Source organism: Pseudomonas sp. HLS-6 TE3448, assembly GCF_053629555.1.
In genome coordinates, this window is the sequence record NZ_JBRJIO010000001.1 from 1,971,389 (window position 1) to 1,991,949 (window position 20,561).

The following is a 20,561-nucleotide window of genomic DNA, read 5'->3' on the forward strand; positions in this document are numbered from 1 at the left end:
TACACTGCGCGGCCTTTTAAAGCCGGGACTGTTCGCAGACCCGGTTGCGCTGCCCCTGCCAGAGTGGGGCTTCGCGGTCGGTACCCCGCTCGGGGCATCGACCAGTTTTTGTCCTCACGATAGAGGATCAAAAGTGGCCAAAAAAGCCGCATCATTCGCTGCCCTTGGCGGCCTGGTGTTCTCCACCGATGCAGGTCGGCATTGCCCGGACTGCAGCCAACCCATCGATGCCTGCATCTGCAAGCAGACGGCCATCCCCGAAGGCGATGGCATTGCTCGCGTGCGCCGCGAAAGCAAAGGCCGTGGCGGCAAGACCGTTACCACCATCAGCGGCGTGCCGCTGCCCCTCGAAGCACTCAAGGATCTGGCCAGCACGCTCAAGCGCCGCTGTGGAACCGGTGGTGCCTTGAAGGACGGTGTCATCGAGATCCAGGGCGATCATGTCGAGCTGTTACTGGCAGAACTGGTCAAACAGGGCTTCAAGGCGAAAAAATCCGGTGGCTGATCGGCCCCGTCGCGATTTTTTGCATTCCCGTTTCTAAACTCGTTCCCGTAGGAAGGGTCTACCCCTGAACACGGAAGACCGTCATTTTCAGGATTTACACTGCGCCCGCTCCGGGCTGGCCGGTGTTCTTCGATTTTTTATATAGGGGACTTCGATGTCCGTACGACGCACACGCAAAGACGATGGCAGCCAATGGACCGTTGCGGACAGCCGCAGTGTGTATGGGATCCGCCATTGGGGGGCCGGGTATTTCGCGATCAACGAGGCCGGGCGCGTCGAAGTACGCCCCAACGGGCCGGGCAGTGCGCCGATCGACCTGTTCGAGGAAGTCGATGAACTGCGCAAGAGCGGCTTGTCGCTGCCATTGCTGGTTCGTTTCCCCGACATCCTGCAAGACCGCGTACGCCAACTGACCGGTGCTTTCGACGCCAACATCGAGCGCCTGGAATACCAGAGCAAGTACACCGCGCTGTACCCGATCAAGGTCAACCAGCAGGAAGCGGTGGTGGAAAACATCATCGCCACCCAGAACGTGTCCATCGGCCTTGAGGCAGGCTCCAAGCCTGAGCTGCTGGCCGTGCTGGCGCTGGCGCCGAAGGGCGGCACCATCGTTTGCAACGGTTACAAGGACCGCGAGTTCATCCGTCTGGCGCTGATGGGCCAGAAGCTGGGCCACAACGTCTTTATCGTCATCGAGAAAGAGTCGGAAGTGGCGCTGGTGATCGAAGAAGCCGCCGAACTCAAGGTCAAGCCGCAGGTTGGCCTGCGTGTGCGCCTGTCGTCCCTGGCTTCGAGCAAGTGGGCTGACACCGGTGGCGAAAAATCCAAGTTCGGCCTGTCGGCGGCACAACTGATCTCGGTGGTACAGCGCTTCCGTGATGCCGGCCTGGATCAGGGTATCCGCCTGCTGCACTTCCACATGGGTTCGCAGATCGCCAACCTGGCGGACTACCAGCACGGTTTCAAGGAAGCCATTCGCTACTACGGCGAACTGCGCGCCCTGAACCTGCCGGTCGATCACATCGACGTCGGCGGTGGCCTGGGCGTGGACTACGACGGTACCCACTCGCGCAACGCCAGTTCGATCAACTACGACATGGACGACTACGCCGGTGTCGTGGTCGGCATGCTCAAGGAGTTCTGCGATGCGCAGGGCCTGCCGCACCCGCACATCTTCTCCGAGAGCGGTCGCTCGCTGACTGCCCACCACGCCGTACTCGTGGTGCAGGTGACGGACGTTGAGAAACACAACGATGAAGTGCCGACCATCGAAGACAAGGAAAGCCTGCCGGAAACCGTGCAATGGCTGATCGACCTGCTTGGCCCGACCGACATCGAGATGGTCACCGAGACCTACTGGCGCGCCACGCACTACATGAGTGACGTCGCTGCCCAATATGCCGATGGCAAGATCACCCTGGCCCAGAAAGCCCTGGCCGAACAGTGCTACTTCGCCGTCTGCCGCCGCCTGCACAACTCGCTGAAGGCGCGCCAGCGTTCGCACCGTCAAGTGCTGGACGAACTCAACGACAAGCTGGCCGACAAGTACATCTGCAACTTCTCGGTGTTCCAGAGCCTGCCGGACACCTGGGCCATTGGCCAGGTACTGCCGATCCTGCCGTTGCACCGTCTTGACGAAGAGCCGATGCGCCGCGCAGTGCTGCAGGACCTGACCTGCGACTCCGATGGCAAGATCAACCAGTACGTCGACGAGCAGAGCATCGAGACCAGCTTGCCGGTGCATGGCATCAAAGAAGGTGAAGACTACCTGCTGGGTATCTTCCTGGTAGGTGCCTACCAGGAAATTCTGGGGGACATGCACAACCTGTTCGGTGATACCGATTCGGTGAACATCTACCAGAACCCGAACGGCAGCGTGTACCACGCCGGTATCGAAACCCACGACACCATCGAAGACATGCTGCGTTACGTGCACCTGTCGCCGGAAGAGCTGATGACGCACTACCGCGACAAGGTCGCCAGCGCCAAGATCAGTGCCCGCGAGCGCACCCAGTTCCTGGATGCCCTGCGCCTGGGCCTGACGCGTTCTTCGTACCTGTCCTCGTAATACGGCGTCGGCTGCCATCGCGGCCAAGGCCGGCTCCTACAGACAGGGAGTCGGCCTTCACAAATACTGCAACACAGCGCCGCTGGTGCTGCAGTTGTCCTAGGACCTATCCTACGAATTCTGTCGTTGTGCGGATGATTGCTCCAAGGGAAGCATGTCACTAGGCTTTCTGAGTCACTGACATCTCGGTGATCGGGTTTGGCGACTCGGGGTAATCAAAAGGTCCGCACCATTTTTATGGTGGCTGTGTGCGGGAGGGTTTCGGCCCTGCCGGGTTTTCCTTTTGTCTCGGTTCGCCAACCCGCGTACAGCTGCCACCTTATTGTTTGGCGATGATCGGGTGGTGGCTCCACTTCAAAAGGACCTCGTGCATGAAAAAAATCGTCCCCGATCCTCCCGATTTTCATCTCCTTCAAACCACCGAAACGCCTTTCGGCCTTTGCGATGTTGGCCATCCACCGTTGTTTGCCGTACGCGCGGGTATCAACCCTGAGGATGCGCTGGTGCATGCCGGGCTGTACCTCAAGTGCGCCAGCCTGACGGGACCGTTGATGGTCGAGCAGGCCAGTGAGTCCGGGCGAGGCTTCGCCCAGTCAACCTTGCACTCGGTGGAGATGGCCAAGGCGCTGGTCGATGCGTTGCTCGATAGCCTGGAGCAGCAAAGCCTGGACGCGGCGAAGGGGCGCTGAGGTCAGACCTTGCAGGCGCGGCGCCCGCATCGTTGGCAAGCCAACTCCTACAGGGATCAGTGTGGAACACTGCATTGTCTGTGTGGCAGGCTTGCCTGCGATGGCATCAGTGGGATTTCAGTGCGTGGGTGGGCTCTTTGAACCATTCATTGCGTTGCTGCATCCGCCAGCTCATCAGGCCCAGTGTCACGCCGCGCAAGGCCATGAACAGCAGAAAACCCAGCCACAGCCCATGGTTGCCCAGCCCGCTTATGGCATAGGCAAAGGGGACGGCGAGGACGACGCTGAGCAGCATGCCGTTGCGCATTTCCCGTGCGCGGGTGGCGCCGATGAAAAGGCCATCGAGCAGGTAGCTCCACACGGTGATCAACGGCAGCACTGCCAGGTACGGCAGGTACTCGAAGGCGGTTTCACGCACGCTTTGGATGTCGGTCTGCATTTCAATGAACAGGTGGCCGCCAAGCATGAACAGCAAGGCAAACCCCAGGCTCGCCAGCAACGACCAGCCCGCCGCCACGGTCAAGGAGCGACGCAGGGCGGGACGGTCGCCGGCCCCGATGGCGTGACCGCAAAGCGCTTCCACGGCGTGGGCCAGGCCGTCCAGTGCATAGGCCGTGAGGAGCAAGCCGTTGAGCAGCAGGGCATTCGCTGCGACGGTGGCATCGCCCAAGCGGGCGCCCTGCACGGTGATCAGGAAGAACACCGCCTGCAAGGCCAGGCTGCGAATGAAGATGTCCCGGTTGACGCTCAGCAGCGGTCGCCAGCTCTGCCAGCGGCGTAGCGCTGCCCAGGCCAGTTTGCCCGGGTAGGCGCGCAGGGCCGGGCGGGTCAAGGCCAGGCCGAGCAGGGCAGCGCTCCACTCGGCGACCACCGACGCCCGCGCCGAGCCGATAACGCCCCAGTCCAGGCCCATCACGAACCAGAGGTTGAGCACGATGTTCAGCAGGTTGGTGGTCAGCAGGATCGCCAGCGGTGCACGCGCATTCTGGGTGCCGAGGAACCAGCCTACCAGGGCGAAGCTGGCCAGGGCGGCCGGCAGGCCGAGCAAGCGGGTCTGGAAGAAGTCATGGGTGGTTTGTGCCAGCGCCTGCGAGGGTTGCATCACGCTCAACGCCAGGTGGCTGAAGGGGATCGCCAGCAGGCCCAGCAACAGTGCAAAGCACAGCGCCAGTGCCAGCCCTTGCAGCAGTACCTGGCGCAAGGCAGCGCCGTCCTCACGGCCGGCGGCTTGTGCGGCAAAGCCGGTAGTGCCCATGCGCAGGAAGCCCATCACCCAGGCCAGGACGGTATAGAGGCTGGCACCGACAGCCACGGCACCGAGTTGGTGGGCATGGGGCAGGTGGCCGATCACGGCACTGTCGACCAAGGCCACCAGCGGTACGGAGATGTTCGAAAGAATCATCGGCGCGGCCAGCGCCCACACGTTACGGTGGGTAGGTCGGTCGCGCCAATCGGCGATCAGTGAGGTCATGCAGGCTCCTTGTCAGCCCGCATTGTAGTGGACAGACGGCACTAATGGGCCGACAGGCGGTCTGAGCGCCTGGCCTGTGGCTAAAGCGTGCATTTGCGCACGCTTGCCCTGGTGCTGATGAGATATAGTTCACCCCTTAAAGACACTGCTGCCCAAGAGAGTTCATCTCCCATGTTCAACAAAGGATTGTTGCTGGCCTGTGCGCTGGCGCTATTGAGTGCCTGTGACTCGTCATCCGTGGACAAACCCGCGCCTGCACCGGCAGAGAAGGCGGCGCCCAGCGCGCCCAAGCCCGCACGTGAAGACGCTGCAACCCTGGCTCAACGCTACGCCGGACGCGAGTTGAGCGTGGTGGATGTGTCCGAGGTGCAGTTGGATGGCTCGAGCACCTTGTCGGTGTCGTTCAGCGCACCACTGGACGCTCAGCAGCCATTCGCCGAGCGCCTGCACCTGGTCGATACGGTAAAGGGCAAGGTTGACGGTGCCTGGGAACTCTCCGATAACCAGATGGAGCTGCGACTGCGGCACCTGGAGCCCAAGCGCAAACTGGTGCTGACCATCGACGCCGGGCTGTTGGCGGTGAATGGCAAGCGCCTGGCTGCCGAGTCGGTCAGCCGACTGGAAACCCGCGACCTGGAGCCGACCGTCGGTTTCGCCAGCCGCGGCTCGCTGTTGCCGACCCGCGTGGCCGAAGGCCTGCCGGTGATCGCGCTGAACGTCGACAAGGTCGATGTCGAATTTTTCCGGATCAAGCCTGAAGCGCTGCCGACCTTCCTGGGGCAGTGGGGCCGCAACAGCAGCCTGCAGACCTATGAGTCCCGCGAGCTGTTGCCGATGGCCGAGCTGGTTTATGGTGGTCGTTTCGACCTGAACCCGGCGCGCAATACCCGTGAAACCCTGCTGTTGCCGATCGCGGGCCTCAAGCCGCTGCAACAACCGGGGGTTTATCTGGCGGTCATGCGTGCCTCGGGTACCTACAACTACTCGCAGCCGGCCACGCTGTTCACCCTCAGTGACATCGGCCTGTCGGCGCACCGTTATCAGAACCGCCTCGATGTGTTTACCCAGGCGCTGGAGGGCGGTAAGGCCCTCAGCGGCGTGGAGGTCGAACTGCTCGACAACGAGGGCCGTGTGCTGGGCCAGGGCAAGACCGATGGCAGCGGCCATGCGCAGTTGCCGGCAGCGGCCAAGGCTGAAGTGCTGTTGGCCAAGCAGGCTGAACACACCACGATGCTGCGGCTGAACAACGCCGCGCTGGACCTGGCCGAGTTCGACATCACCGGGCCTCTGGCCAACCCTTTGCAGTTTTTCGTGTTTGGTCCGCGTGACCTTTATCGCCCGGGTGAGACGGTGCTGCTCAACGCGCTGCTGCGTGATCAGGACGGTAAGCCGGTCAAGCCGCAACCGGTCACGGTAGAAGTGCGTCGCCCGGATAACCAGATCAGCCGCAAGTTTGTCTGGGAACCGGGTAGCGAGGGCCTTTATCAATACGCCCTGCAACTGGCTGGCGAAGCGCCGACCGGGCGTTGGGAGTTGCTCTTCGACTTCGGCGGCGGTCAGCGCCAGGTCTACGGCTTCATGGTCGAGGACTTCCTGCCCGAGCGTCTGGCGCTCGAACTCAAAGGCAGCCCGACACCCCTGAGCCCTGATGAAACTGCCGAGATATCGGTCAATGGCCGTTACCTCTACGGCGCCCCAGCGTCGGGCAATCGCCTGAGCGGCCAGGCCTACATCCGCCCACTGCGTGAGGCGGTGCCGGCCTTGCCCGGCTATCAGTTCGGTTCGGTCACCGAGCAGGAGTTGAGCCAGGATCTGGAGCTGGACGAAACGACCCTGGATGCCTCCGGTGATGCCACGCTGAGCATCGAGAGCAAATGGTCCGATGCCCGTTCGCCTTTGCAGTTGACGGTGCAGGCGAGCCTGCAGGAGTCCGGAGGCCGGCCAATCACTCGCCGGCTTGAACAGCCGATCTGGCCTGCCGAGCGGCTGCCGGGGCTGCGTGGCCTGTTTGAGGGTGAGGAAACCGACGGTGACGGCCCGGTCGAGTTTGAACTGCTTGTCGCCGATCGCAACGGCAACAAGCTGGCGGTGGATAACCTGCGCGTGCGCCTGGTGCAGGAGCGCCGTGACTACTACTGGAACTACTCCGAAAGCGATGGCTGGAGCTACAACTTCAATGAGAAGTACCTGACCCAGAGTGAAGAAACCGTCAGCATCAAGGCCGGCGGTACCGCCAAGATCAGCTTTCCGGTCGCGTGGGGCCCGTACCGTGTCGAGGTGGAAGACCCGCGCACCGGGCTGGTCAGCAGCCTGCGTTTCTGGGCCGGCTACCGCGCCCAGGACAACACCGACGGCGGCGCCGTACGCCCAGACCAGGTCAAGCTGGCGCTGGACAAGAAAGCCTATGCCGATGGCGACACCGCCACGGTCACCGTGACCCCGCCTGCTGCAGGCAAGGGTTACTTGATGGTCGAGTCCGCCGATGGCCCGCTGTGGTGGGAGGAAATCGACGTGCCGGCCGAAGGCAAGGCCTTCGAGGTCAAGCTGGACCGCAAGTGGGCGCGGCACGATCTGTATGTCAGCGCCTTGGTGATTCGTCCGGGTGAGCGCAAGGCCAACGTCACGCCCAAGCGTGCCGTGGGTATTCTGCACCTGCCACTGGAGCGTGCCGAGCGCAAGCTGGCGGTCAGCCTGACGGCGCCAGAGAAGATGCGTCCCAAGCAACCCCTGACGGTCAAGGTGCAGGCGCGTAACGCCGATGGCAGTGTGCCGAAGCAGGTGCATGTGCTGCTGGCAGCGGTGGACGTTGGCATTCTCAACATCACTGAATACGCAACGCCTGATCCATTTGCCGCGATGTTCGGGCGCAAGGCCTATGGGGCCGATCAACTGGATATTTACGGCCAGTTGATCGAAGCCGGTCAGGGCCGCCTGGCCAGCCTGGCATTCGGTGGTGACGCCGGCCTGACCAAAGGTGGCAAACGCCCGGACACCAGCGTCACCATCGTTGCCCTGCAAAGCGCGCCGGTGACCCTGAACGAGAAGGGTGAAGGCCAGGCCAGTGTCGATATCCCGGATTTCAACGGTGAGCTGCGGGTGATGGCCCAGGCCTGGACCGAAGACCGCTTCGGCATGGCCGAGGCCAAGACTGTCGTCGCCGCGCCGCTGATTGCCGAGCTGTCGGCGCCGCGCTTCCTTGCCGGTGGTGATCGCACCACCCTGGCGCTGGACCTGTCGAACCTCTCCGGCAAGGCACAGAACCTTACCGTGCAGTTCAGCGCTGACGGTCAGCTCAGCCTGATGCGCGCCGCCGAGCAGCAAGTGCCGTTGGCTGAAGGCCAGCGCAAGACCTTGCTGATTCCGGTGCAGGCCGTTGGTGGCTTGGGGCAAGGGCAGGTCAAGGTGCAGGTGCAAGGCCTGGTGCTGCCAGGCGAGCCGAACACCGTGTTCAGCCGGGAGTGGACCTTGGGCATACGCCCGGCCTACCCGGCGCTGCTCAAGCATTACCGCGCGACGCTCAGCGATCAGCCATGGAGCCTGCCGCAGTCGGAACTGGCGGTGTTCGAGCCGGCCGGCCTTGAGGCGAGCCTGGCCTTGTCCAGCCGCCCACCGCTGAACCTTGGCGAGCAGATTCGCGCGCTGGAAGCCTACCCGTATGGCTGTGCCGAGCAGACCACCAGTGGCCTGTACCCCTCGCTTTATGCCGATGACGCGACACTTAAGCGCCTGGGCCTGAAAGGCGAGGCTGCGGATAAACGTCAGCGCAAGATCGAAGTTGGTATCGAGCGTTTGCTGGGTATGCAGCGCTACAACGGCAGCTTCGGCCTGTGGAGTGCTGACGGTGAGGAAGAGTACTGGTTGACCGCCTATGTCACCGACTTCCTCCTGCGTGCCCGTGATCAAGGCTATGCGGTGCCGGCCGAAGCCTTGAAGAAGGCCAGTGAGCGCCTGCTGCGTTACGTGCAGGAGCGTAACCTGATCGAGGTGCGCTACAGCCAGAACGCCGAGCACAGCCGCTTTGCCGTGCAGGCGTATGCCGCGCTGGTATTGGCGCGCAGTCAGCAAGCGCCACTGGGCGCCCTGCGCAGTTTGTTCGAGCGTCGCAGCGATGCGCGCTCGGGCCTGCCGCTGGTGCAGTTGTCCGTGGCTCTGGACAAGATGGGTGACAAACCGCGTGCCGAACAGGCCATGCAGGCCGGGCTGGCGGTTACCCGTGATAGCCGCTACTGGCTGGGCGACTACGGTAGCCCGCTACGGGATCAGGCCTTGATTCTGGCCCTGCTGGAAGAAAACAACCTGGCGGCGGGCAAGCGTGAGGCTCGGTTATTCGAGCTGTCGGACCTGTTGGCGGCCAATCGCTGGTTGTCGACGCAGGAGCGCAACGCCCTGTTCCTGGCCGGGCGCGGTTTGCTCGGCAAGCCAGAGCAACCCTGGACCGCTCGCCTGGAGGCTGGCGGCGAGGTGCGAGAGCTGAGCCAGGCACAGCCTGCAGTGAAGCTTGAAAGCACTGCGCTGGCTCAGTCGTTGACCGTACAGAACAACGGTGACCAGACCCTCTACCAGCAACTGACCTTGTCGGGTTATCCACAGGTGGCGCCACCTGCCGGTGGCGAGAACCTGAGCATCCGCCGCGATTACCTGGGCATGAACGGCCAGCCGTTGGACCTCAATGGCCTGAAGAGCGGCCAACTGGTGTTGGTACACCTTGCGGTGAGTGCCAGTCAGCGTGTGCCGGATGCCTTGGTGGTCGACCTGCTGCCTGCCGGCCTGGAGCTGGAGAACCAGAACCTGGCGCAAAGTGCGGCCAGCCTGGACAACGCCAGCAGTGCGGTGAAGGAGTGGCACAGTGCGATGCAGAACGCGACCTTGCTGCATCAGGAGTTCCGTGACGATCGTTATGTCGCGGCGGTGGACCTGGATGGATACGGCACCACGCACCTGCTGTACCTGGCCCGTGCAGTGACCCCGGGTGTTTACCGGGTGCCACCGCCACAGGTCGAGTCGATGTACCGGCCAAACTGGCAGGCGGTCGGCGAGGCGCGTGGGTCGTTGGTGGTCAAGGAGCGCTGAGTCTGCTGGCCGGTGCCTACAGGGTGATATCTGTCCTGTAGGCACCGGCCTTGCCGGCGAGGGTGGTCAATGCACCACCCAGCTCAGAATCCACAACCCCAGCAGCAACCAGATGATCCCGATAATGATCGAGGCGCGCATGAATGCGCGAACCGCCGAGTACAGCACCAGCAGCCCGACGATCAGCGTGAGGATGCTGACCAGCGAGGTGTCCATGCCCAAGGTGCGCGAAAGGCCTTCGATAAAGCTGCCGCCAGCGTTGGACAGCAGGCTGAACAGGCCATTGAGGCCATCCACTACAAAGCGGATCAAGGCGCCCAGCGCTTGGCCGAGCCATTCGAAAAAACCTTCTACATGCATAATCGCTTCCTGATAATCATCATGGCAGTTTCGCCATTTTCCAGCCTTTGGCCACTCACGGGCCGGCTCGGTTCCCTGTGCCCGGAACAAGGTGTCGGCACGTGATGTTCAGCGTAGTTCGCCCTGATAGTCGCACGGGTAGATGGCTTGCGGGCATCGCGGCGGGTGGGTTGCTGCTGTGCGCGCTGCTATGGCTTGCCGACCGTATCTGGCCGCTGCCGTTGCCTGCAGATGACCTGGCCCGGGTGGTGTTGGCGGAGGATGGTACACCGTTGTGGCGCTTCGCCGATGCCGATGGCGTGTGGCGCTACCCGATCACCCCTGAGCAGGTGTCGCCCCTGTACCTGCAGGCCTTGCTGACCTACGAGGACCGCTGGTTCTATCGCCATCCCGGGGTGAACCCCTTGGCCTTGGGGCGCGCTGTCTGGCAGAACCTGCAGGGTGGCCGCGTGGTGTCCGGTGGCAGTACCTTGTCGATGCAGGTGGCGCGACTGCTCGACCCGCATGCCAGAACGCTGCCCGGCAAGTTGCGCCAGCTCTGGCGTACCGCGCAGTTGGAGTGGCACCTGTCCAAGGACGAGATCCTGCAGATCTACCTCAACCGCGCGCCCTTTGGCGGCACATTGCAAGGGGTCGCGGCAGCAAGCTGGGCGTACCTGGGCAAGTCACCTCAACAACTGACCCCGGCCGACGCCGCGCTGTTGGCGGTGTTGCCGCAAGCACCGAGCCGCCTGCGCCCTGATCGTCACCCGCAGCGTGCCCAGGCTGCACGTGACAAGGTGCTGCAGCGGCTGGCCGAATACCGGGTGTGGCCTGAGCAACAGGTTGCCGAAGCGGCACAGGAACCACTGTTGCTGGCGCCACGTCAGGAGCCGACACTGGCCCCGCTGTTGGCCCGGCGCTTGAACCGTCCGGGCAGCCCGCCATTGATACGCACCACCCTCGATGCCGCCCTGCAACGCCGTCTGGAGGACCTGCTGCTGGGGTGGCGCGCGCGCCTGCCTGAACGTACGTCGGCAGCGATTCTGGTGGTCGAGTCGCAGACCATGGCCGTGCGCGCTTACTTGGGCTCGGTCGATCTCGGCGATACCCGGCGCTTCGGTCATGTCGACATGATCAGTGCCCTGCGCTCACCCGGCTCGACCCTCAAGCCGTTTCTGTTCGGAATGGCGCTTGATGAAGGGTTGATTCACTCCGAGTCGCTGCTGCAGGACGTACCTCGGCGTTACGGCGACTACCGTCCCGGCAATTTTTCTCAGGGTTTCAGCGGGCCGGTTTCGGCCAGTTCGGCGCTGGCCTTGTCTCTGAACCTGCCCGCGGTGCAATTGCTTGAAGCCTATGGGCCGAAACGCTTTGCCGCGCAGATGCGTCAGGGCGGCATGCCGTTGACGTTGCCACCACTGGCCGAGCCCAACCTGTCGTTGATCCTGGGCGGTGCGGGCAGCCGCCTGGAGGATCTGGTCAGCGGTTACAGTGCCTTTGCCCGCAACGGCATGAGTGCCGCGCTGCGTTTGCAGCCCGACGACCCACTGCTGGAGCGGCGCCTGTTGTCGCCGGGTGCGGCGTGGATCACGCGGCGCATTCTCAGTGGCCAGGCCCGCCCAGACCTCGACCCCCATGCCGAGTTGGTGCAGCGGCCACAACTGGCCTGGAAGACGGGCACCAGTTATGGCTTTCGTGACGCCTGGTCGATTGGCGTTGGCCCACGCTACCTGATCGGGATCTGGATCGGGCGCCCCGATGGTACACCGGTGCCGGGCCAGTTTGGCCTGGCCTCGGCGGCGCCCTTGATGCTGCAGGTGCATGACGTGTTGAGTAACCGCGACAGCCAGCGCGGCATCACCGCACCGGTAGCAGCCGTACCGGCCAACGTTGGGGTGGCAGCGATCTGCTGGCCACTGGGCCAGCCGATGGCCCGGCAGGATGACAACTGTCGGCGGCAACGTTTCGCCTGGACGCTTGATGGCACCACGCCGCCGACGTTGCAGGCGCTTGATCAGCCCCTGAGTGTGGGCTTGCTGGAAAAGGTCTGGGTCAATGACCAGGGCTTGCGTGTCGATGCGGCGTGCCCCGGTGCCCATGCTCGCGACATCGCCTTGTGGCCTGCGCCACTGGAACCGTGGTTGCCCCGGGTGGAGCGACGCGAGGCACGGTTGCCGGCCATTGATCCACGGTGCCCGCCGAAGGTGCCGGACGCCACCGCGCCGTTGTCGATTGTTGGTGTGCGCAACGGCGACCAATTGCGCCGACCGGCGACCAGTCGCGACGCGCTGCAACTGAAAGTGTCGGCCTTGGGTGGCAGTGGCCAGCGCTGGTGGTTCCTCAACGGCGCGCCGGTGGGCGAGACCGCCGCACAGGATAGCCTCACGGTCAGTTTCGAGCAGGCCGGCCGGTATGAGTTGAGTACACTCGACGCCAGCGGGCAGACCGCACGCATCGAGTTTCAGGTCAACGACTGAGCCTCAGTCTATTCAGCCGCGACGAATCATCCAGACGCCGGCCAGTACCAGCAGCAAGCCGGCGACCTTGCCCAGGCTGGCCGGCGCTTCGCGAAAGCCGGCCCAGCCGAAATGGTCGAGGGTCAAGGCCATTGCCAACTGTCCAGCCAGTACCAGCGCCATGAACAGCAATGCGCCGATGCGCGGGCCGGCAAAGGCGGCCGTTGTAATGAAAAATGCACCCAGCAGACCACCGCACCAGTGCCACCAGGTCAGGCTCTTTAGGGCGTTGAAACCAGGCACTTCGCGCTGCAGCAACACCAGCGCAAGCAGCGCTACCGTGCCGACACCAAAGGAAATCAGGGCGGCGGCGAGTACGCTGGACACCTGTTTGGCCAACTGGCCGTTGATACCGGCTTGCAGCGGCAGAAAGGCGCCAGCGACGAACGGCAGGCAGAGCAGCCACCAGGCAGGGGCGGGCATGGCAATCTCCAGAAAAAAGGGGCGCGGATTATAACGGCAGGCGGCGAGGGGTGCTCGTCTTGCCTCTGGCAACTGTAGACCGTATGGCCAATTAGACGGTTGTTCGGGCAACACCTACGCTTGGGTTAGACGAAACGCACCGTCGAGCCGCCCCGTACATTCAGGGTCAAGGAGTGTCCTATGCGTTCGATGACCCTCGCATTGCTGGGCCTTTCCTGGGGGTGTGGCGTGTGCGCCGACGCCCTGCAGAATGACCTCAATCGCAGTGCGATCGAACGCTACCTGCCAACGTCCAACCTGCCGATCGATGCCTATCGCCCGGTCGCAGCCGATGTGTTTGTCGCGCCTGCGAAGCCGCCTTTATTGCGTTTGCCGACCGGTACCCGGGTGTGGTTTCGAAAGGTGCATTTTGAGGGCGGTACGGTCTACCCACTGAGTGATTTGAAAGACAACTATCAGGACCTGATAGAACGCGCCGTCACCCTTGACGAGGTGCTTGAGGCCACGGCGCGATTGACCGAGCGTTATCACCGTGATGGCTATTTTCTGTCTTATGCGGTGGTGCCGGATCAGGACTTCAGTGAAGGTTCCTTGCGGGTAGTACTGGTTGAAGGCTACGTGCGCGACGTTGAACTGCGCGGTGATGTCGGCCCTGTGTCGGCCTATGTGACACGCCTGGCAGACAGGATCAAGGCGCAAAGACCACTGACACGGCAAACCTTTGAGCGTTACACCAGTTTGATGAACCACGTGCCAGGCGTGACCCTGAAAGGCTTGTTGAGCCCCGCCAGCCCGTCGGACGGTGCTGCCCGGTTGATCGTCAGGGCATCGCGCCAACCCTTGGCGGCGGCGGTGGTACTGAACGATGGCAGCCGTGCAGACCCTCAAGCGTTATTGAGCCTGGACAGCCAGTCGCAGACGGCGCTGGGTGAGCAATTGAGTGTTCGTGGCTTGTTTGCGCCGGGCGATGATCATCAGCGTTACTACCATCTCGACTATGCCCAGTACCTGGACAGCGAGGGCAGCCAGTTGAACCTGGCTGCCTCGACCTTCCGCACGGAGTCGGACACGCCGCTACACCTTCGCAATGGCCAGGAGCTGCTGCGGGATTGGCGTAGCGACACTGTATCGGCGGGGCTGAGCCAGCCACTGATTGCCGCACCTGACGAATGGCTGAATGTTGCGGCAAGGCTCTACGCGGTGCGTGACCGCATTGACTATCGGGCTGACGGTACGCCGCTCAATACCTCAACGGATACCGATACCCGTGTGCTCAGCTTTGAGGGGGATTGGCGCAAGGCTGATGAGCGGCAACTGCGGATGATCAGTGGAGGTGTGTACCAGGGGCTTGATTACCTGGGGGCCAAAACCAACAGCGATTACGACCTGGATTTTTTGCGCCTGCGCGTGTCCGGCGTCCAGCGTGACCGTTTCTTCGACAATTGGCAGGGTGTGGCCTCGGGGGCTCTGTACTGGAGCGACGACAGCCTGCCGGACAGTGAACGGGCCGTGTTTGGTGGGCGGTATTTTGGGCGAGGTTACCCGGTCGACCAGGCCTCGGGCGACAAAGGATGGGGCTTGGCTTATGAGGTCAACTACAGCGTCATGGGGGAGGGTGGCCTACTGAACGTGGTGCAACCCTATGCTGTGCTGGATACCGCCCAGGCCTGGTTCAACAAACTGGATGTACGCAGTGCGCACCTGGCATCGCTGGCGCTGGGGGTGCGCATGGGGGATTTGCGTGACTACAACCTGTCACTGGAGATCGCCAAACCTTTGGCCGATGTGGCGTTTGACAGCGTTGATCGGCAGCCGCGTTTTACCGTGAGCTTCAGCCTGAAGTTGTAAACCTGTAGGGGATGGCATTTCGTTTTCCTTGCGCTACCGTCAATTAACGAAGCCATTGAATGCCGCTGCAGGGTTGGGGCGCTGCCTGAAAAGACACTGTGAGTGGTCGTTTGAGCAGAGGGGGCCGACATGAGTAGTCGCATTACCATTAGCCTGGTGAGGGCGTTTCTGCTGGGGGCGCTTGTGGCCTGTTTCTGCGGGCAGGTGCTCAGTCGGGATCCTGGCGTATCGGAGGCCGTGCCGGTGTTCATGAGTGAGCGGTTGATCGTACCGCCCTCAGGCAATTTTCAACGTCTTGAACAGGTTCTGGGGCGCAGAATCTGGCGGGCACTGGCCGCCGGTCCCTGGCGGGAAGCGTGTCATTTTGAAGCGCGAGCGCTAAGCAGGGGCGGTTCGGTTACTGGATCCACACCGCAGCCAGAAGAAAGCCTGCCATCAGGAACGGTGCGAAGGGCTGTTTGCTCGATGACGCTTCACGCAGTTGCGTGAGGCGTTTTTTCACTCGCAGGCTCAAGAGCGACCACAGCCAGCGCCGGCTCAATAGCCAGATCACCAAGGCCACGCCCGCACCGATAAAGGTGCCCAGGACATGCATCTTGTCGGTGGCCAGTGCCAACGCGGCGAGCAGCTTGACGTCACCCGCACCCACATGGCCAAGCATGTAGCCGGGCAAGGTCAGCAGCATGACCAAGGCCAGCGCCCAGCCGCCTTCGCTGGCGTCGGCGCCTATCCAGGTATGCCCGGTGGTGAACAGGTAAGCCAGTGCGCACGTGGCGGCACCCAGCGTCAGGGTATCGGCGACCTGGCGTTCACGTACATCCTGTTCGGCACACAAGGCGAGCCACAGCAGCAGGACGATGCTTTGCATGGGTGAGTTGCCATCCTTTTCGATGATTGATTCTAGGAGCCGTCTGCGCTCTCTTTCAGGGTAGACGCCTTCAGCCACGGCGGAAAAAAAAGCTCAGCGCGGTGGGTAGTTGGCCAGGACCTTGGCGACGGTTTTCTGGATCGCACTGCTGCGCTCTGCAGGGCTGGGCGGGTAGTTGCTCATGACGTGTTCAGCGCTGCCGCGCCAGACCAGCTTGCCGTCGCGACCGTCGAACAGGTCGACCTGAATGGTGGCCACCGTGTAGTCGACGCTGCGGGTTTCGTTGTAGGCCGGCCCGCCCCAGTAGCCGCCCCAATAGCCGTTCCATGCGCCACCATAGTTGGTCGTGACCTGCTGCTGGCGGTTTTCGACGATCAGGTAGGCCTGTACGCTCAGATCGGCATGGCTGCTGCCTTGCGCTGGGCGCAGGCCGCGTTGATCGAGCTGACCACTGATGGCCTGGCGAATGCGTTGCTCGGTCAAGTCACTCTGGATGCGCGGATCGTCGGGCCGGTACTGCAAGGCCGGTTCTTTCCAGGCCCAGCTACGGTAGCTGGCGAAGTCTCGGCTGGCGTCGAAGTCCTGGGTGACATTGTTGCTCTGGCAAGCACTCAACAGGGCAAACAAGGCAAGTAACGCAATACGGCGGAACATGACGGTTCTCCGGTGGCCTCTACAACCTAACTGGGAGGATAACCCTCCAGTGCTTTGTTAATTGCGCTACGCACTGCATCGGCACGGCCCCGCTCGGAGCTCGGGTTCGCGGCTTCGGCGCTGGCACTCCAGACCGCTTGGCCATTGCTGGCGTCGAACAGGTGCAGGCGCACCACTAACACTTCGATTTCGTAGGTCCGCACGATGGGGACGCTGGTGTACATGCCATAACCGCCGTGGTGACCATAGCCATAACCGCTGTACCCATAGCCACCATAAGGGTAGTCGTCCTCACGAACCTGGTGCAGGCGTTTTTCCACACTGAGGCTGGCGCTGACCTGCAGGTCGGCGGGCTGCTCGCGGGAGGGCCGTAGGCCGTGTTGGTCAAGTGCGTTACTGACCGCCTCGGCCAGTTGCGCCGGATCGGCGATGCTACTGCCATCGGGCAGTTGGCCATTGCGCCAGCTCCAGCTGCGGTAGTGCGCATAATCACGGTTCGCTGCCGGGTAGGCGCTGGCATCGAAGGTGTTGGCTGCATGCGCGGGTGCTGGCGGCATTGGCAGAGCGCTGGCGACATAGGGGTTGCTGCCCTGACAGCCAACCAAGGCCAGGCAGATCAGGCTCGCAGCAACAGGACGGTACGACATGTCGTGCTCCAGTCGACCCGCTACAGGGGCCGGCAGATCCAGTGCAGGTAACGGCCCAGCCCGGCGAACACCGGATGGCGGCGGTGCGCCAGCTCCATTTCCAGCAGGTCGCTCAACGCGGCCTTGGCCTGGAACTCGCTCGGCATGTAGTCGTGGAAAACCCGCACGCCGCTTTCGTTTTCAACCTGCCACAGGCGTTCAAGGTGCACCTTGAGTTCGCGTGGATCAAGTGGTTTTTGCGGGGTCAGGCTCTGCTTTTCGCCAGCCATGCTGTTGCGCCGCATTTTGCGGAAATGGCCCTTGAGCAGGTTGCGGTACACCAAGGCATCACGGTTGTAGAACGCCAGCGACAACCAGCCGCCGGGGCGGGTCAGTTGATGCAGGACCGGCAGAATGGCCTCGGGCTCGGCCAGCCATTCAAGCACGGCGTGGCATAACACCAGGTCATAGGGCTCGGTGAGTTGGCCGAGCAGGTCTTGCCAGGGGGCCTGGATGAACGTGGCGTGCTGGCCTGCGTCGGCAAAACGTGCACGGGCACCGTCAAGCATCGGCGCGGCGGGCTCGGCCAGGGTTACCTGGTGGCCGCGCTCGGCCAGCCACAAGGCCATATGGCCCAGGCCTGCACCAATATCGAGAACGCGTAGTGGGCGCTCTGGCAGGCTCTCGACAAGGTCGGCCTGGAGCACCGCCAGACGAATCGCACCTTTTGCTCCACCGTAGATCTTTTCGGCAAAACGGGTCGCCAGCTCATCGAAGTGACGGTCATTCATCGGGCGAAACGCCTCTCGCTGTCAGCCAACTTGAGTGTGACGACCTGCTCCATGTCCAGGCCCAGTTCACTGCACAGTAATAGCAGGTAGAGGACGACATCGCCGACTTCCTGGCCGGCGTGTTCCAGTTGCTCCCTGGAGAGTTGGCGCGATTGGTCTTCACTCAGCCACTGGAAAATTTCGACCAGTTCGGCCATTTCCACGCTGGCCGCCATGGCCAGGTTTTTCGGGCTATGAAAGCCGCGCCAGTCGTTGTTGTCACGAATGCGGTGCAGTCGTTCGGTCAATGCTTGCAAATTCATGGGGTAGTCTCCTCAGGCTGCATAGCTTCAGCCTGAGCGCGCTGCAACGCAAGGACCTCAAGGCCAGAGGTTGCTGGTTCAGCGGGCTTCAAGCGCTCGCCATGTCCCCTGTATATGCACCAACCCGCCATGGCCACTCAGACGCAGTTGCCCGGTGGGTGCGACAGGGCTGGCGTCGAGTACCACCTCGCTTGGCAAGCGTACCGGTTTGTGGAAATTGACCTCAATCGCGTAACCACCGGTTGGCAGGTGGCCACGCAAGGCGGCCAGGGCCATGGCTTTGCTCCACATGCCATGGGCAATGGCTTTGGGGAAACCAAACAGGCGGGCGCTGATGGCGCTCAGGTGGATCGGGTTGTAGTCGCCACAGAGGCGTGCATAGCGTCGTCCGATGTTGCTGTCGGCGTACCAGCGGGTCAGTTCGCTCAGGGGCAGGGCTTCGGCTTCAGGTTCGCGGGCGGGTTCGCCTGGAAGTTTCACGCCTCGGCACAGCATGCGGCTGGTTTCGCTCCAGAGTAGCCCGAGACCATCGCGGGCTTCGGTGATGAGGTCGAAGGTTGCGCCTTTCTCATGGGCCTGCAGGTTATCCACCCGCACCGCGAAGTGCAGTCGGGTGACACCGCCCAGCGGTCGTATGACGTGAATGCTGTTGCTCAGGTGAACCAGGCCTGGCAGCGGGAACGGAAAGTCGCTGGCAGTGAGCAACTGCAGTTGCAGGGGGAATGCCATTACATGCGGCCAGGTCGCGGGCAGCAGCGGGTCGTCACCAAAGTGGCACAGCGTGCGGTAGGCGGCCAGTCGCTCGGCATTGACCTCAAGGCTGCAGCGTAGCCCGGTCGTCGGCAGGGTGGTGCCGCTGATCTTGCGCTTGCGCGCTGCTCGCAGGTACAGCCCAGGCAGCGCGGCGGTCGTGCTCAGTTCATGCCATTGATGCGTCATGCTCAAGCCCCCATGACCGCTTGCCCGCAGACCCTCAGCACCTGTCCGTTGACCGCGCCGCTGCCCGGCTGCACCAGCCAGGCCACGGCTTCGGCGACATCCTGTGGCAGGCCGCCCTGGCCCAGTGAACTCATGCGCCGGCCTGCCTCGCGCAGGGCAAAAGGAATGGCGGCGGTCATCCGCGTTTCAATGAAACCCGGGGCGACGGCGTTGATGCTGCTCCCCGTGCTGGCCAGACGTGGCGCCCAGGCCTGGGCCAGGCCAATCAGGCCGGCCTTGCTGGCGGCATAGTTGGACTGCCCGCGGTTGCCCGCAATACCACTGATCGAGGCCAGCAGCACGATGCGGGCGTTGGCGTGCAGGGCGCCCCTGTCGAGCAAGGCCTGGGTCAGGATCTGCGGTGCTTTCAGGTTAACGGCCATGACCGAGTCCCAGTACTCCGGGGTCATGTTGGCCAAGGTCTTGTCACGGGTTATTCCGGCGTTGTGAACGATGATATCGAGGCCATCAGGCAGGCCTGCGATGAGCTGTTCTGGAGCATCGTCCGCACAGATATTCAGGGCCAGGCTGCGTGCCCCCAGGCGGGTTGCGAGCGCTTCAAGCTCGGCCTTGGCCTGCGGTACGTCGAGCAGCACAACGTCTGCACCGTCACGGATGAGGGTTTCGGCGATGGCCGCACCAATACCGCGTGCGGCGCCGGTCACCAGTGCCTTGCGCCCGGCCAGGGGGCGCGTCCAGTCCTGAACGTGGCTGGTGCAAGCATTCAAGCGCAGCACCTGGCCGGAGATGAAGGCACTCTTGGGCGACAGGAAGAAACGCAGTGCGCCTTCAAGCTGGTCCTCGGCACCGTCGCCGACATACAGCAGTTGCAGTCTGCCGCCGTTGCGCAGTTCTTTCGCCAGCGAACGGCTGAAGCCCTCCAGGGCACGCTGGGCAACACTGGCCAGCGGCGCTTCGAGCTGTTCCGGGGCACGCCCGAGAATCACCACTGACGCATTGGCATCAAGGCTACGTAGCAGCGGCTGGAAGAACTCGCGCAGTTGCTTGAGCTGGTCGATGTCCTCCAGTTCGCTGGCATCGAACAGCACCGCCTTGAGCGATGGCCCCAGGCCCGCCACCCACGCCGGCAGTTGCAGGCCCTCATCGGCATAGCTGTAGACCTCGTCGGTCAGGCGTGTGGCAAACCCGGCGACCTGCCGCGACAGTGCGCCACCGCCCAGCAGCAGCGCCCCTTCGATCGGACGCATCCGGCCGGCCTCCCAGCGCTCCAGGCGGGCCGGTGTCGGCAAGCCGATGACACCGACCAGGCGGCGACCGAAGTCGGAGTTGGCGAAGTCGAGATAGCGGTCGGACATGAATGAGGCCTCCATGAGATCAGCCTCAAAGTGTGGACCATGTTTTGCCGTTGGTCGCTTGAAGGTGGAAAAAACACCTACGCTGTATCGAGTC

General features: G+C 63.0%; 16 protein-coding genes. 6 read left to right on the forward strand and 10 right to left on the reverse strand.

The features are described from left to right. Window positions 1-133 precede the first annotated feature (133 nt). From AB7M23_RS09115 to AB7M23_RS09125, 3 genes are all read left to right on the forward strand, one after another. Window positions 134-505, forward strand: coding sequence for a translation initiation factor Sui1 (locus AB7M23_RS09115; protein ID WP_065757957.1), 372 nt, complete (start codon window positions 134-136; stop codon window positions 503-505). A 154-nt stretch (window positions 506-659) separates the two neighbouring features. Beyond that, window positions 660-2,573 (forward strand): arginine decarboxylase, encoded by a 1,914-nt coding sequence (gene speA / locus AB7M23_RS09120; protein WP_454240652.1) that lies wholly within the window; start codon window positions 660-662, stop codon window positions 2,571-2,573. Between the two features lie 371 nt (window positions 2,574-2,944). After that, window positions 2,945-3,262: a DUF3077 domain-containing protein gene (locus AB7M23_RS09125; RefSeq protein ID WP_454240653.1), complete on the forward strand. Its 318-nt coding sequence runs from the start codon at window positions 2,945-2,947 to the stop codon at window positions 3,260-3,262. A 106-nt stretch (window positions 3,263-3,368) separates the two neighbouring features. Here the strand turns inward: AB7M23_RS09125 and AB7M23_RS09130 are convergent, their stop codons facing one another. Further along, window positions 3,369-4,733, reverse strand: coding sequence for an MATE family efflux transporter (locus AB7M23_RS09130; protein ID WP_454240654.1), 1,365 nt, complete (start codon window positions 4,731-4,733; stop codon window positions 3,369-3,371). A gap of 171 nt (window positions 4,734-4,904) precedes the next feature. Between AB7M23_RS09130 and AB7M23_RS09135 the strand changes: the two genes are divergently transcribed. Continuing rightward, on the forward strand, window positions 4,905-9,803 hold the full coding sequence (locus AB7M23_RS09135) for an alpha-2-macroglobulin family protein (RefSeq protein ID WP_454240655.1): 4,899 nt from the start codon (window positions 4,905-4,907) through the stop codon (window positions 9,801-9,803). Window positions 9,804-9,869: 66 nt separating this feature from the next. On the opposite strand, the gene AB7M23_RS09140 is transcribed toward AB7M23_RS09135, so the two are convergent. Further along, complete coding sequence (locus tag AB7M23_RS09140) at window positions 9,870-10,163, reverse strand: hypothetical protein (protein WP_065757961.1); 294 nt, start codon at window positions 10,161-10,163, stop codon at window positions 9,870-9,872. Window positions 10,164-10,267: 104 nt separating this feature from the next. Between AB7M23_RS09140 and pbpC the strand changes: the two genes are divergently transcribed. Further along, window positions 10,268-12,622: a peptidoglycan glycosyltransferase PbpC gene (pbpC, locus tag AB7M23_RS09145; protein ID WP_454242159.1), complete on the forward strand. Its 2,355-nt coding sequence runs from the start codon at window positions 10,268-10,270 to the stop codon at window positions 12,620-12,622. Window positions 12,623-12,634: 12 nt separating this feature from the next. Here pbpC and AB7M23_RS09150 read toward each other — a convergent pair whose 3' ends face one another. Then, the gene (locus AB7M23_RS09150; RefSeq protein WP_065757963.1) at window positions 12,635-13,084 is read right to left on the reverse strand and encodes a DMT family transporter; all 450 of its coding nucleotides are present in this window, start codon (window positions 13,082-13,084) and stop codon (window positions 12,635-12,637) included. A 180-nt stretch (window positions 13,085-13,264) separates the two neighbouring features. Here AB7M23_RS09150 and AB7M23_RS09155 point away from each other — a divergent pair, with 180 nt between their 5' ends. After that, on the forward strand, window positions 13,265-14,932 hold the full coding sequence (locus tag AB7M23_RS09155; RefSeq protein ID WP_454240656.1) for a ShlB/FhaC/HecB family hemolysin secretion/activation protein: 1,668 nt from the start codon (window positions 13,265-13,267) through the stop codon (window positions 14,930-14,932). 397 nt (window positions 14,933-15,329) lie between these two features. On the opposite strand, the gene AB7M23_RS09160 is transcribed toward AB7M23_RS09155, so the two are convergent. From AB7M23_RS09160 to AB7M23_RS09190, 7 genes are all read right to left on the reverse strand, one after another. Beyond that, entirely contained in the window at window positions 15,330-15,800 is a 471-nt protein-coding gene (locus AB7M23_RS09160) for a prepilin peptidase (protein WP_099773448.1), read from the reverse strand. A gap of 93 nt (window positions 15,801-15,893) precedes the next feature. Then, window positions 15,894-16,454 carry a DUF4136 domain-containing protein gene (locus tag AB7M23_RS09165; RefSeq protein WP_454240657.1) on the reverse strand — a complete coding sequence of 187 codons (561 nt, stop codon included), beginning with the start codon at window positions 16,452-16,454 and terminating at the stop codon, window positions 15,894-15,896. Window positions 16,455-16,480: 26 nt separating this feature from the next. Beyond that, window positions 16,481-17,101, reverse strand: a complete 621-nt coding sequence (locus AB7M23_RS09170; RefSeq protein ID WP_454240658.1) for a DUF4136 domain-containing protein — start codon at window positions 17,099-17,101, stop codon at window positions 16,481-16,483. A 20-nt stretch (window positions 17,102-17,121) separates the two neighbouring features. Next, the gene (locus AB7M23_RS09175) at window positions 17,122-17,871 is read right to left on the reverse strand and encodes a methyltransferase (RefSeq protein WP_065757968.1); all 750 of its coding nucleotides are present in this window, start codon (window positions 17,869-17,871) and stop codon (window positions 17,122-17,124) included. Next, entirely contained in the window at window positions 17,868-18,173 is a 306-nt protein-coding gene (locus AB7M23_RS09180; RefSeq protein WP_065757969.1) for a MazG-like family protein, read from the reverse strand. The genes AB7M23_RS09175 and AB7M23_RS09180 overlap by 4 nt, the downstream gene beginning before the upstream one ends. Window positions 18,174-18,251: 78 nt before the next feature. Continuing rightward, on the reverse strand, window positions 18,252-19,112 hold the full coding sequence (locus tag AB7M23_RS09185) for a MaoC/PaaZ C-terminal domain-containing protein (protein WP_454240659.1): 861 nt from the start codon (window positions 19,110-19,112) through the stop codon (window positions 18,252-18,254). Window positions 19,113-19,114: 2 nt separating this feature from the next. Beyond that, window positions 19,115-20,467, reverse strand: a complete 1,353-nt coding sequence (locus AB7M23_RS09190) for a 3-oxoacyl-ACP reductase (RefSeq protein WP_454240660.1) — start codon at window positions 20,465-20,467, stop codon at window positions 19,115-19,117. Window positions 20,468-20,561: the final 94 nt, after the last annotated feature.

Coding starts and splice junctions, on each gene's coding strand:
- speA (WP_454240652.1), top strand. CDS start 660: ATGTCCGTACGACGCACACGCAAAGACGATGGCAGCCAATGGACCGTT.
- AB7M23_RS09125 (WP_454240653.1), top strand. CDS start 2,945: ATGAAAAAAATCGTCCCCGATCCTCCCGATTTTCATCTCCTTCAAACC.
- AB7M23_RS09130 (WP_454240654.1), bottom strand. CDS start 4,733: ATGACCTCACTGATCGCCGATTGGCGCGACCGACCTACCCACCGTAAC.
- AB7M23_RS09135 (WP_454240655.1), top strand. CDS start 4,905: ATGTTCAACAAAGGATTGTTGCTGGCCTGTGCGCTGGCGCTATTGAGT.
- AB7M23_RS09140 (WP_065757961.1), bottom strand. CDS start 10,163: ATGCATGTAGAAGGTTTTTTCGAATGGCTCGGCCAAGCGCTGGGCGCC.
- pbpC (WP_454242159.1), top strand. CDS start 10,268: ATGTTCAGCGTAGTTCGCCCTGATAGTCGCACGGGTAGATGGCTTGCG.
- AB7M23_RS09150 (WP_065757963.1), bottom strand. CDS start 13,084: ATGCCCGCCCCTGCCTGGTGGCTGCTCTGCCTGCCGTTCGTCGCTGGC.
- AB7M23_RS09155 (WP_454240656.1), top strand. CDS start 13,265: ATGCGTTCGATGACCCTCGCATTGCTGGGCCTTTCCTGGGGGTGTGGC.
- AB7M23_RS09160 (WP_099773448.1), bottom strand. CDS start 15,800: ATGCAAAGCATCGTCCTGCTGCTGTGGCTCGCCTTGTGTGCCGAACAG.
- AB7M23_RS09165 (WP_454240657.1), bottom strand. CDS start 16,454: ATGTTCCGCCGTATTGCGTTACTTGCCTTGTTTGCCCTGTTGAGTGCT.
- AB7M23_RS09170 (WP_454240658.1), bottom strand. CDS start 17,101: ATGTCGTACCGTCCTGTTGCTGCGAGCCTGATCTGCCTGGCCTTGGTT.
- AB7M23_RS09175 (WP_065757968.1), bottom strand. CDS start 17,871: ATGAATGACCGTCACTTCGATGAGCTGGCGACCCGTTTTGCCGAAAAG.
- AB7M23_RS09180 (WP_065757969.1), bottom strand. CDS start 18,173: ATGAATTTGCAAGCATTGACCGAACGACTGCACCGCATTCGTGACAAC.
- AB7M23_RS09185 (WP_454240659.1), bottom strand. CDS start 19,112: ATGACGCATCAATGGCATGAACTGAGCACGACCGCCGCGCTGCCTGGG.
- AB7M23_RS09190 (WP_454240660.1), bottom strand. CDS start 20,467: ATGTCCGACCGCTATCTCGACTTCGCCAACTCCGACTTCGGTCGCCGC.